This window comes from Pedobacter nototheniae, from assembly GCF_004335085.1.
Taxonomy (GTDB): Bacteria; Bacteroidota; Bacteroidia; order Sphingobacteriales; family Sphingobacteriaceae; genus Pedobacter; species Pedobacter nototheniae.
The window spans coordinates 125,971-138,500 of record NZ_RQRS01000003.1 but is presented as its reverse complement, the minus strand read 5'-3'; the positions used below and the strand labels follow the sequence as shown (position 1 = coordinate 138,500).

The following is a 12,530-nucleotide window of genomic DNA, read 5'->3' as shown; positions in this document are numbered from 1 at the left end:
ATTTTAAATTGTTGTAAGTTTAAATTTCCGAAACGAAATCATTTTATGCCCCAACCCCTAAAAATTCTTCAAGCTTCTGCCGGTTCAGGTAAAACATTCAGTCTTACCGCACATTACCTTACTTTGCTTTTTAGTGGAGAAAATAAATACCGAGAAATTTTAGCCGTAACCTTTACCAATAAGGCTACCGAAGAAATGAAATCACGAATTTTAGAGGTTTTAGTAGGCTTAGCAAAAGGAAATCCTTCAAAAAAAATAGATGATTATAGGAAATTAATCCTAATTGCATATCCTAATTTAAGCGCACAGGAATTGCAATTTAAAGCAGATAAAATTTACCGTAAAATCCTTCACGATTATAGCCGTTTCTCCGTAAGTACTATTGATGGTTTTGTACAAAAAGTAATTCGTGGCTTTGCCTTTGAACTGGGCTTAAATGCTGATTATAATTTAGAAATGAATTATGACAAGGTTAAGGATGATTTGGTTAATAAACTTGATGAAGCACTTAACGATAATAAGCAGCTTTTACAATGGATTATTGATTTAGCCATTGAGCGCATTGGCGATAATAAAAGTTGGAACTATAAAATTGAACTTTATAACTTAATTGGAGAAATTTTTTCAGAACGCTTTCAGGTTTTTGAATCCGCGGTGGAAGAATTGGGACTTGAAAATATAGATGAACTTTTTAAGAAATACATCAGTGTTACAAAAGATGAGATTAAAAATTTCGAAGAAAAAATTATCCAGTTAGCAACTGATGCACATGATGCATTAAGTGTTTTAGGTGTAGAAAATGAACATCTAAAAGGAAAATCAAGAAGTGCCTTAGCAAAGATTATTTTAGTTGCACGAGGAGATTTTTCGAAAATTGAACCACTCTTTAATTACATTGATGAACCTGAAGAATGGTTCCAAAAAAACGTAAGCTTTCCTGAAGCTTTCGAAATTGTAAATCCTATTTTAAAACAGATAAAAACCCATTATTTAGATTATCTGCCAAATTATAGTTTAGCCATTGCTTTTAACAAAAACCTATATTATTTAAGGTTAATGCAGGAAATTGCTGTATTATTAAAAGAATATAGAGCAGAAAATGATAATCTTTTAATCAGCGATGCACAAAAATTAATTTCCGGAATTACTGATGATGCTGGAGATAATCCATCTTTTATATGGGAAAAAGTTGGCAACCGATACCGCAATTTTTTATTTGATGAATTTCAAGATACTTCAACCAGTCAATGGGGAAGTTTCAAATCACTTTTAACCAACGCTATTGCAACACCAAGCCAGGATTTAATAGACCATTTAATCGTGGGCGACACCAAACAATCTATTTACAGATGGCGCAATGGCGATTGGAATATTTTGCACAAACATGCCAAGCTTGATGTTGGAGCACATAATGTTGTTGAAGAAAGTTTGGAAGAAAATTATCGCAGTGCTGAAAATATCATCACTTTTAACAATTTCCTTTATCGCTCTATTCCTCTCACCTTGCAAAATGAGTTAAATCAAAATTTAGCAGGTAAGCCAGAAAGCATTTCTAACTGGTGGAATGAGCAAAATTATGAACAGATAATCACCGATATTTATGCAGGTTCAACACAAAATTTTGCTACAAACACATTAAAGGGCGGAACTATAAAAATCAAGAAATTTGGTAAAGAGCATGCACCAAACGAAGCTCGTTTTACCGAAACGGTTTTCAGAGATATTGCTTTAGATGACCTTATAAAAGAAATTTTTTACTTAAAGGATCAACAAAACTATGCATTGAAAGATATTGCAATTTTGGTTCGTTCAAACAGTGAGGCATTATTGACGGTACAAAAATTAATGGAGCAAAAGTTACCCGTATTATCTGGAGATGCCTTACTTATATCAAATAATTCTGCCGTTCAATTAATTATAAATACTTTAAAAACCTTAATCGGTTTAGATGCGCAAACAGCACTTTATAAAGCAAATTGTATTGCATTATATCACTCACTTCACAATAAAGAGGCAAACGCAAATCATTATTTAAACCTTAATAATGTTTCTTTAAGCACTTTAATAGCTGTATTACCACAATCGCTTTGCGAAAACTGGCAATCATGGTTGCAATTGCCATTACCAGAATTGGTTGAAATTTTAATTGAAGTATATGGCTTGAAAGAACTTACCCAGCACTTACCATATTTATTAGCTTTTAGAGATTTAACCGCCAATGCCGGAAAACTTGGAGAAAAAGGCATTATTGCTTTCCTAACCTGGTGGGATGAAGATGGAGTGAGAAAATCATTGCCCTCGCCCGAAGGAGCTGATGCTATTCAAATTATAACCATTCACAAATCCAAAGGACTAGCTTTTAGAGCTGTTTTTGTTCCTTTTTGTAATTGGGAAATTAAAGGGAAAGCAAATTCAACATTTTGGGTTTCATCAGAAGATACAGTTTATAAAGAACTTAGGGGGATACCATTAAAATACAATGAAGAATTGGCAGATTCTGCAATTGCAAAAGCGTATTATGAAGAATTGCTTTACAATAATATGGATGCCTTAAATATGCTTTACGTAGCAACCACACGCTCTAAAGATTATTTATACATTGCTACAATGGGCAAAAAAGAGCTGAAATTATCAAACATGGGCGATGTAATTAATTTAACTTTCGATAATGAATTTGATGAAAATGGCGTTTACGAAATTGTTGATTATGTTGCTGTTGACAGTAAAACCGAGGATTCGAATTTCATTAATTTAAAAAGTTACCCCACAACTACGCGTTTATCCGAGCTTTATATTCCATCAGAAGAAAAGCATTTAAAACATTTGGTTAACATCGAAAAATCTGGAAGAAAGGGTTCTTTACTTCATGATATTTTAGCAAATGCCAGTACTGAAAAAGAAGTAGATGATTACATTATCAATCTGGTTTTACAAGGAATTATAAAAGAGGAGGAGAAATCTGCTTTAAAGGAATCTGTAATGGAAGTGCTAAACCACGAAGATTTAAAAGTGATTTTGCAAAGTGCAACAGAAAGTATTACCGAAAAAAGCATAATTGATACTCAAGGCAAATTACACCGTCCAGACCGGGTTTTAATTAATGCTGATGAAGTGATTATTCTGGATTATAAATTTACACTGGAAGAAAGTAAAAAACACATTGAGCAGGTTGAAAATTATAAAAACCTATTGGCCGAAATGGGTTATAGCAATATAAAATCTTATTTGTTTTATGCAGTTAGCGGGAGGTTGAAATTAGTATAATATGGAAAAAGCAAACGATTTATACGGCAACGTATTAAATATACTGAAAAGATATAGAGCCGATGCTTACAAAGCAGTTAACACAGCTATGGTAATTTCTTATTGGCAAATCGGCAAAGAAATAGTTGAAAACGAGCAGGGAGGAAATGTAAAAGCGACTTATGGAAAAGAAGTTATTAAAACATTGTCAAAAAAATTATCTTCAGAATTTGGCAAAGGCTTCTCTGTGGCAACTCTAGAAAGTTTTAGGAAATTTTATATTATCTATTCAGATATTGAAAACATCAATAATCCAATTTCCTACGCACTGCGTAGGAAATTGGAAACAACTGATAATCAATCAAATGAAATATCGTATGCACTGCGTAGCAATTTGAGCTGGACACATCACCGCTTGATTATGAGGGTTGATGATATACAGGCGAGGGCATATTATTTGAGTGAAGCAGAAAACCAGCAATGGAGTTCAAGAGAACTAGAAAGAAATATTAATTCATCATATTTTCAAAGAGTCTTGTCTAATCAAAAAGAATTGAAAGAATTAGATAGTGTCGATCAACATTCACATAATTTCATTAAAGACCCTTATGTTTTAGAATTCCTCAATGTTGAACAACCATTCACATTAAATGAGAAAGAAATAGAAGCTAGAATAATTGATCATTTACAACAATTTTTACTAGAACTGGGAAAAGGGTTTTCATTTGTTGGAAGACAGTTTAGAATAAGTACAGAAACGAGTCACTTTTATATTGATTTGGTTTTTTATAATTATATCCTAAAATGTTTTGTTCTATTTGATTTAAAAACCACTAAACTATCTCACCAAGATATTGGTCAAATGGATATGTATATTAAAATGTTTGATGATTTAAAAAAACAAGAAAGCGACAATCCAACAATTGGCATTATACTTTGTACCGATAAAGAAGAAACGGTTGTTAAATATTCGATGTTGAAAGATAGTAAACAATTATTCGCATCTAAATATCAAATGTATTTACCTACAGAAAAACAATTGGCAGATTGGATTGAACACGATAAAGCAATTATTGAATTGCAACGAAAAGATAACGACTCAAATTCCTTAATCTAAACATGAAACCATTTTTACAAGAAGTTGCTGAAGATTTAATAGCCAAATTTAGTGGTCAATTACAAAACTGTGCCATTGTTTTTAATAATAAACGCCCTTCTGCATATTTACAAAAGCACTTGGCTGATATTATACAGAAACCCTTTTTCAGTCCATCTATTTATACCATACAAGAGTTTTTTGCCAATTCAACACATTTTAAAATTGCTGATTTCTATCTTCAGTTTTTCACGCTGCACAAAATTTATAATCAGCTTTTAACAGAAGAGAAATTAGAAACCATTTCAAGTCATAAATTTTTTCCACTTGCTAAAATTATTCTAAGCGATTTTAATCAAATTGATAGCGATTTGGTTGATGCGGGAAAACTGTATCGCGATTTAGAAGATATTTCTGTTATCAATAACGAATTTGACTACCTAAGCCCCGAACAGTATGAATTTCTTTCTCAATTTTGGACCTCCTATTCTGAAGGGAAGCACAAAAAACAGCAAGAATTATTTATAAAAATGTGGCGCCGGATGCCCAAACTTTACCATAAATTTCACTCAGCATTAAAAGAGCAAGGGTATTTAACTAACGGTTCTGTTTATCGCCATTTGGCTGATGATATTAACAATCACCAGGAGTTTCTTTCAAATTTTGATAAAGGCAAAATAATTTTCGTTGGTTTTAATGCTTTGAGTAGTGCCGAAGCAAAAATATTTACTCAATTACAGGAAGCCGGTAAAGCAATTTTCTATTTTGATACCGACAGTTATTACCTAGATGATTTGGCGCAGGAAGCTGGTTTATTCTTAAGAAAAAACATTAATCAGCTTGGCTTAAAAAACGTGTTTGAAGGGCATGAAAGCTTAATTAAATCTGCTCCACACCATGTAAATGTTTTTAAGGTACAAGGACAATCTGCACAAGCAAAAATCCTCAACAATATTTTAGAAGAAGATTATACTGATGCCGAAACTATTGGAAAAACGGTGGTTGTGCTAGCAGATGAAAGTTTGCTAATCCCAACTTTGCAAACCATTCCAACTTCGTACAAAGGCAAAGAGATTGATTTAAATGTAACCATGGGTTTTGCATTAGGAACATCGAGTATTTTCGGCCTCGCAGATTTATGGTTAAGTAGCCAGCTCGAAATTCTACACCACGATAAGGTTTCATATAAAAATGTGGAAGCTTTTTTAACGCATCCATTAGCTGGGTTAAGCCAAAAGATGCGGGATAAAATTCAAACCGCCCTGCTAAATGAAAATGAAGTAGAAATTGATCATCAAAGGTTACTAAGACAAAGCGGATTATTTGAGGTTTTCTATAAAAAAATAGATCAACCAGAAAATGTTGTTACCTACTTATCAGATATTCTCGATTTCGTTTTAACAAGATTATCGAATGCGAAAACACTTAAAAAAATCGATGCTGAATTGTTTGTAAAAACCATCCAGGAATTAAACCGATTGCACGATACTTTTGGTAAACACATTGGTAAAGAAGAAATTCCATTTGTAATTTATCTTGTTCAAAAATCGTTGCAAGCTATTGCAGTCCCACTTTCTGGCGATCCACTTAATGGCATTCAAGTAATGGGTTTGCTTGAAACCAGAAATTTAAACTTCAATAAGGTTGTTATTTTAGGCTTTAATGAAGGGATTATTCCAAAATCATCTATTGGCAATAGCTTTATTCCCGATTCCATTCGCCGTGTTTATGGCTTACCTGTTTTAGAAAATCTCGATGCCATTTCGGCCTACATGGTTTACCGCTTAATGCAACGGGCAAAAAATATCAACTTCGTTTACAATAGTTTAACCGACGAATCAACATCTGGCGAGGCCAGTAGAATTTTAAAGCAATTGGAATATGAAAGTGGCTTTGATTTTACGTATAATGAGTTGAGCCTTGATATTAAAACGGAACAATTCAGAGATGTTCAAATTGAGAAAACTGGAAATGCTTTTATTCAGGAAACTTTACAAAAATACCTTGATAAGAAAAAAATACTTTCACCATCGGCTTTAACACAATACATTTCAAATCCCATTGATTTTTTCTTCAATTATATCGCCGGAATTAAGGAACCCAAAGAAATTAGCGCCGTTGTAGAAGCAAATGAAATTGGCTCTATTTTACACAAAGTGATGGAATATTTCTATCAGGATTTAAGAGCTGCTGAAATTACTGCAGAAAAAATAAAAGAGCACAAGAAAAAAGTACCTGAATTAATTCAGAAAGCTTTTAACTCGGTTATGTTTAATAATCCAAACAAAGTTATTGAGTATAAAGGCATGCAAAAGGTTATTCTATCAATTGTGGATGCCTATGTAAATATTATTCTGAATCAGGATATTTCACAAACGCCATTTAATATTATTAGTTTGGAACAAAAAGTGGAAGCAGAAATCAGTTTTCCATTAAATGGTAAGGAAGAAAGTGTAAAAATATTCGGCTATATTGATAGAGTAGATGTTAAAGATGGCATTACAAAAATTATTGATTATAAAACCGGAAGCGATAAATTGGCTTTTAAAGACATAGATGAGCTATTTAATTCGGACGGAAAACATATTAATAAGGCATTAATTCAAACGCTTCTATATACCTATGCTTACGAACAATTTTCGGGCAAAACCTGTGTAGAACCAAACTTATATATTGTGAAAACAATGAATAAAGATGGTATTTGGTTTAAAACTGGTAGACAGAATTTATCGGGAGATTTCCTTGAAGAAATTAAACCTCAATTTTTAACTCGACTAAGAGAAAAACTAGCCGAACTTTTTGGCTCGCCATATTTCAAAGCTAGCGAGGTGCCTGATAATTATAAATATTCTATCTATAAAACCTTGTTTGGAAAGTAAGCTTTACAATATCAAAATCGAAGTAGATAAATATAAATTTGTGCTTATAAAAGATTCATTATGCTAAACCTTAATTTCACCAAGTTTCCACACTTAGAAACCGACAGATTAATACTTCGTGAGCATGCACTAACAGATGCCGATATGCTATTTGCAATGCGAACAAACGAAACCATAATGCAGTATATTGATAGAGAAAGACCAAAAGATCTCTTTGAAATAAAAACTTTTATTACCTCATTTAATGAAGGTTTTGAAAAGGGAGAAAATTTGGCTTGGGTAATTGCTTTAAAAGAAAACCCCGAGCAAATGATTGGCTCTATAGGCTATTGGAGAACAGATTACGCCAACCACAGGGCAGAAATTGGTTATATGTTACAACCTGATTATTGGAGAAAAGGAATCATATCAGAAGCACTTATTAAAACAATCGCCTTTGGCTTTGAAAATATTAATCTCCATTCTATAAAAGCGAATATTAACCCTGAAAATGATGCATCCAGACAAATTTTAAAGAAACACGGCTTTGTTAAGGAAGCTTATTTTAAAGAGGATTTTTATTTTAGAGGACAATTTTTAGATAGTGAAATTTATGGCTTGTTAAATCCAAATCACTAAATTTAGAATAAGATTTAAAACTATGCTTAAAACTGCAACACCAATTCTCGCCTCGCTAAATGCCGAAGAAACTATTAAATTTTATACCGAGAAACTAGGTTTCACTTTTCACAATAATTGGGATGGTTATTTAATTTTTAGTAAAGATGAAATTGGCATTCACCTTTGGCCAACCGATGATGAAACTGTACCTAAAAATACTGGGTGCTACATTTATGTAACCGAAGTGAATAAACTTTATGTTGAATATCAAAAACAAGAGGTGGTACATCCCAACGGAAAATTAAAAGATATGCCTTGGGGAATGCGTCAGTTTTCTATTTTAGATAACAATGGTAATATTATCCATTTTGGAGAAGATATTTCGCAAAAAGCTTAAGCTTTAATACAAACGCTACTTCAAAAATATAATTTCCCAATTTAATTTTACAGTTCACTAAATATTCAACAATTATCACTCTTAAAACCAACCAAAAATCTTTTTAACTAAGCATAATTATTACAAAACACACGCATTATTGCCTTTGGTTTCAAAGCGATTAATAATTATATTTGCCGCTGTTATTAAAATTTACAATGAGAGAAATCCAATTTAGAGAAGCACTACGCGAAGCCATGAGTGAAGAAATGCGCAAAGATGACCGCGTTTTTTTATTAGGTGAAGAAGTAGCAGAATATAACGGAGCATACAAAGTAAGTCAAGGCATGCTTGATGAATTTGGTGCTAAACGAATTATTGATACCCCAATTGCCGAATTAGGTTTTGCAGGTATAGCAACTGGTGCCGCAACAGCTGGCCTTATTCCAATTGTAGAGTTTATGACATTTAACTTCTCATTGGTAGCTATCGATCAGATTATCAATGGTGCAGCTAAAATTTTATCAATGAGTGGCGGTCAGTTTTCTTGCCCTATGGTATTTCGTGGCCCAACAGGTAACGCAGGCCAGTTAGGTGCGCAACACTCACAAAACTTCGAAAACTGGTATGCAAATACTCCAGGATTAAAAGTTGTTGTTCCAGCTACTCCTTACGATGCAAAAGGTTTATTAAAACAATCTATCATTGATCCAGATCCAGTTATTTTCATGGAATCTGAGGTAATGTATGGCGATAAAGGTGATGTACCTGAAGGCGAATACTACATCGAGTTAGGTAAAGCAAACGTTGTAAAACAAGGAACTGACGTTACAATTGTAACTTTCGGTAAAATGTTAACCCGTGTTGTAAATCCAGCGGTTGAAGAATTAGCTAAAGAAGGAATCAACGTTGAAGTAATCGATTTACGTACCGTACGTCCTATTGATTATGCAACAATTATCGAATCTGTTAAGAAAACCAACCGTTTAGTTGTTGTTGAAGAAGCATGGCCATTGGCTTCACTTTCTGGTGAAATCGCTTTCAACGTACAAAAAAATGCATTCGATTATTTAGATGCACCGGTATTGCGTATCACTTGTGCAGATGTACCACTTCCATATTCTCCAACTTTAATTGCAGCAAGTTTACCAAATGCAGAGCGTGTAGTTAAAGCTGTAAAAGAATCTATGTACGTTAAAAAATAATTGTCATTAATTCGACTGTCAGTCTAAGCTTGTCTAAGACTTAAATATTAAAAATCCTCTAAGTTAAATCTTAGAGGATTTTTTCGTTAACACAGGTAAGTTAGCTGTTGGCAATCTTTCTATTATTAATCAGTAAAGCACTTTCAGTGATTTTTAGCGTCGGTTAGTCCCGCCGTACACTGCAATCTTTTTGGTAATCACCTCTAATTTATTTCTGAAAAATTACCAAAAAGGATTTCCATTTCTGTCGGGTTTAGTTAATTCGGCTTCTTCCCATAACCCAGATCTCAGGCAAATATTTTATATTAGATAAAAAACAGAACAAAATGCTTGCTGCAAAGCCTAAAAATTTTGAAGAATACGTTTTCCAGTTTCCAATAGAAACTCAGGTTATATTGGATCAAGTGCGTACAGCGATTAAAAAAGCTGCTCCAAATGCCGAAGAAGTAATCAGTTATGGCATGCCAGCTTTTAAACAAAATGGAATTTTAGTCTATTTCGCAGCTTATAAAAAACACATAGGTTTCTATCCGATGCCCGCTTCATTAATTGCTTTTAAAGAAGATCTTTCTAATTATAAATCATCAAAAGGAGCAGTACAATTCCCAATAGATAAACCAATGCCATTAGCCTTAATTGCTAAAATTGTTAAGTTCAGAATGAAAGAAGACCTAACTAAAGAAGCTAAAAGAGTCAATAACCTATAGCAAAACCTTGTTATCAACTTTATTTAGTTTAACAATTTACTCACAAAAATCGGTGGAAAACTTCATTTTAAAAATCCCTAATTATCATAAATCCTGATTAGATTTGCCTCCCTTAATTTTAGAAAAGAAAAATGCAAGCTCACCATAAAACCATCGCATCTGAATTAAAAGTTGCGGAAAAACAAGTAACCGCAACCATCGATTTATTAGATGAAGGTGCAACTGTGCCTTTCATTTCCCGCTACCGTAAAGAGTTAACAGGAAGTTTGGATGAAGTACAAGTTGCCGCAATCCGTGATAGAATGCAGCAACTACGGGACTTAGATAAACGCCGCGAAGCGATTTTAAAATCTATGACCGATTTGGGTAAATTAACCCCAGAATTAGAAAAACAAATAAACGAAGCAGAAACTATTTCGCTGCTTGAAGATATTTATTTACCATACAAGCCAAAGCGCAAAACAAGAGCAAGTATGGCGAAAGAAAAAGGACTGGAACCTTTGGCTTTACAAATTTTTGAGCAAAATGGTTTCGATCTGGAAGCTGCAGCTGATAAATTTATTGATACTGAAAAAGGTGTAAATTCTTTTGATGAAGCATTGGCCGGTGCCAGAGATATTATTGCCGAAATGATTTCAGAAAATGCTGAAGCTCGTACCAAAATGCGCCATTATTTTCAGGAAAAGGCAGAGTTTAAGGCCGAAGTAATTAAAGGCAAAGAAGAAGAGGGCATAAAATACAAGGATTACTTTGAATGGAATGAGCCTGTAAAAACGGCTGCTTCACACCGTGTTTTGGCCATGCGCCGCGGCGAAAAGGAATTAATTTTACGTCTTGATGCCTTACCTCCGCAAGAAGATGCAATTGCTATTTTAGAAAACCAATTCATTACAGCTAACAATGCTGCATCAAAACAAGTTCAGCAGGCTTTAGAAGATGGTTATAAACGTTTGCTAGAACCTGCAATGGAAACAGAGCTTCGTGTTTTAACTAAACAAAAGGCAGATGAAGAAGCTATTCGTGTCTTCGCTGAAAATGCCCGCCAGCTATTGTTAGCAGCTCCCATGGGACAAAAAAATGTGTTGGCAATAGATCCAGGTTTCCGTACAGGCTGCAAAGTAGTTTGTTTGGATAAACAAGGTCAGCTTTTAGAAAACACTGCCATTTATCCGCATACCGGACAAGGCAACGTTAAAAATGCTGAATTTACGATAGAGGAACTTTGCAAAAAATATGATGTGGAAGCCATTGCCATCGGAAATGGAACTGCAGGTAGAGAAACAGAATCTTTTGTACGCAGTTTAAATTTGCCTAATGTTACCATCGTAATGGTAAATGAAAGTGGTGCATCAATTTATTCAGCTTCGGAAGTTGCCCGCGAAGAATTCCCAACTCAAGATATTACCGTTCGTGGTGCGGTTTCTATTGGTCGCCGTTTAATGGATCCATTAGCCGAATTGGTAAAAATTGATCCGAAATCTATTGGTGTAGGTCAATATCAGCATGATGTGGATCAAAATAAATTACAACAGAGTTTGGATGATACAGTTATTAGTGCTGTAAATGCAGTTGGTGTGGAATTAAACACAGCATCGAAGCAAATTTTAGCTTACGTTTCTGGCTTAGGACCAACATTGGCGCAAAATATTGTGGATTACAGAAACACAAACGGAGCATTTAAAAACCGTGAAAGCTTGAAAAAAGTTCCTCGTCTAGGGGATAAAGCATATGAACAAGCGGCAGGCTTCTTACGTATTCGCAATGCAGAAAATGTTTTAGATACTAGTGGAGTTCACCCAGAGCGCTATGCTGTAGTAGATAAAATGGCGAAAGATTTAGGCACAACTGTTTCTGCTTTAATGAAAGATACACAACTGCAAAAACAAATTAAGCCTCAGCAGTATGTAACGAGCGAGATTGGTTTGCCAACCTTAACAGATATTTTAAAAGAACTTGCAAAACCAGGTCGAGATCCCCGTGAGCAGTTTGAAGCTTTCAGCTTTACTGATGGTGTAAATGCGATTTCGGATTTAAGAATAGGAATGAAATTACCTGGTATTGTAACCAATATCACCAATTTTGGTGCCTTTGTTGATATAGGCGTTCATCAGGATGGCCTTGTACACACAAGCCAGCTAGCCAATCGCTTTATTGCAAACCCAAATGATGTGGTTAAGGTGCACCAAAAAGTAGAGGTAACCGTTATGGAAGTTGACGAGGCTCGTAAGCGAATTTCTTTATCAATGAAAACTGAAGAAACTCCTAAACCAAAGGCTGAAAGAGAAAAACAAAGAGATAATAGACCTAAACAAGATTTTAAAAACAACAATAAATCAAACTTTAAGCCTAAACACGAAACTAAAGATGCAGATGGCGATTTGCAAGAAAAACTAGCTAAGCTTAAAGGAATGTTTAAATAAAATA

Annotated in this window: 8 protein-coding genes; all 8 read left to right on the top strand. The window is 34.0% G+C overall.

Going from position 1 to position 12,530, the window contains the following annotated elements:
* The first annotated feature begins 45 nt into the window (after nt 1–45).
* Nucleotides 46–3,264, top strand: a complete 3,219-nt coding sequence (locus EHC72_RS04080) for a UvrD-helicase domain-containing protein (RefSeq protein ID WP_131536377.1) — start codon at nt 46–48, stop codon at nt 3,262–3,264.
* 1 nt (nt 3,265) lies between these two features.
* Complete coding sequence (locus tag EHC72_RS04075; RefSeq protein ID WP_131536375.1) at nt 3,266–4,360, top strand: PDDEXK nuclease domain-containing protein; 1,095 nt, start codon at nt 3,266–3,268, stop codon at nt 4,358–4,360.
* Between the two features lie 2 nt (nt 4,361–4,362).
* Nucleotides 4,363–7,218 (top strand): PD-(D/E)XK nuclease family protein, encoded by a 2,856-nt coding sequence (locus EHC72_RS04070; protein ID WP_131536373.1) that lies wholly within the window; start codon nt 4,363–4,365, stop codon nt 7,216–7,218.
* A gap of 60 nt (nt 7,219–7,278) precedes the next feature.
* Nucleotides 7,279–7,836, top strand: coding sequence for a GNAT family N-acetyltransferase (locus EHC72_RS04065; protein ID WP_131536371.1), 558 nt, complete (start codon nt 7,279–7,281; stop codon nt 7,834–7,836).
* Between the two features lie 22 nt (nt 7,837–7,858).
* Nucleotides 7,859–8,215 (top strand): bleomycin resistance protein, encoded by a 357-nt coding sequence (locus EHC72_RS04060; protein WP_131536369.1) that lies wholly within the window; start codon nt 7,859–7,861, stop codon nt 8,213–8,215.
* A 197-nt stretch (nt 8,216–8,412) separates the two neighbouring features.
* On the top strand, nt 8,413–9,399 hold the full coding sequence (locus EHC72_RS04055) for a pyruvate dehydrogenase complex E1 component subunit beta (protein WP_131536367.1): 987 nt from the start codon (nt 8,413–8,415) through the stop codon (nt 9,397–9,399).
* Between the two features lie 326 nt (nt 9,400–9,725).
* The gene (locus tag EHC72_RS04050; RefSeq protein WP_131536365.1) at nt 9,726–10,106 is read left to right on the top strand and encodes an iron chaperone; all 381 of its coding nucleotides are present in this window, start codon (nt 9,726–9,728) and stop codon (nt 10,104–10,106) included.
* Nucleotides 10,107–10,237: 131 nt separating this feature from the next.
* Nucleotides 10,238–12,526, top strand: coding sequence for a Tex family protein (locus tag EHC72_RS04045; protein ID WP_131536363.1), 2,289 nt, complete (start codon nt 10,238–10,240; stop codon nt 12,524–12,526).
* Nucleotides 12,527–12,530 lie beyond the last annotated feature (4 nt).

What these genes read in the sequence shown, in the direction of transcription:
- EHC72_RS04075 (WP_131536375.1), top strand. Translation starts at nt 3,266, where the DNA reads ATGGAAAAAGCAAACGATTTATACGGCAACGTATTAAATATACTGAAA.
- EHC72_RS04060 (WP_131536369.1), top strand. Translation starts at nt 7,859, where the DNA reads ATGCTTAAAACTGCAACACCAATTCTCGCCTCGCTAAATGCCGAAGAA.
- EHC72_RS04080 (WP_131536377.1), top strand. Translation starts at nt 46, where the DNA reads ATGCCCCAACCCCTAAAAATTCTTCAAGCTTCTGCCGGTTCAGGTAAA.
- EHC72_RS04070 (WP_131536373.1), top strand. Translation starts at nt 4,363, where the DNA reads ATGAAACCATTTTTACAAGAAGTTGCTGAAGATTTAATAGCCAAATTT.
- EHC72_RS04045 (WP_131536363.1), top strand. Translation starts at nt 10,238, where the DNA reads ATGCAAGCTCACCATAAAACCATCGCATCTGAATTAAAAGTTGCGGAA.
- EHC72_RS04065 (WP_131536371.1), top strand. Translation starts at nt 7,279, where the DNA reads ATGCTAAACCTTAATTTCACCAAGTTTCCACACTTAGAAACCGACAGA.
- EHC72_RS04050 (WP_131536365.1), top strand. Translation starts at nt 9,726, where the DNA reads ATGCTTGCTGCAAAGCCTAAAAATTTTGAAGAATACGTTTTCCAGTTT.
- EHC72_RS04055 (WP_131536367.1), top strand. Translation starts at nt 8,413, where the DNA reads ATGAGAGAAATCCAATTTAGAGAAGCACTACGCGAAGCCATGAGTGAA.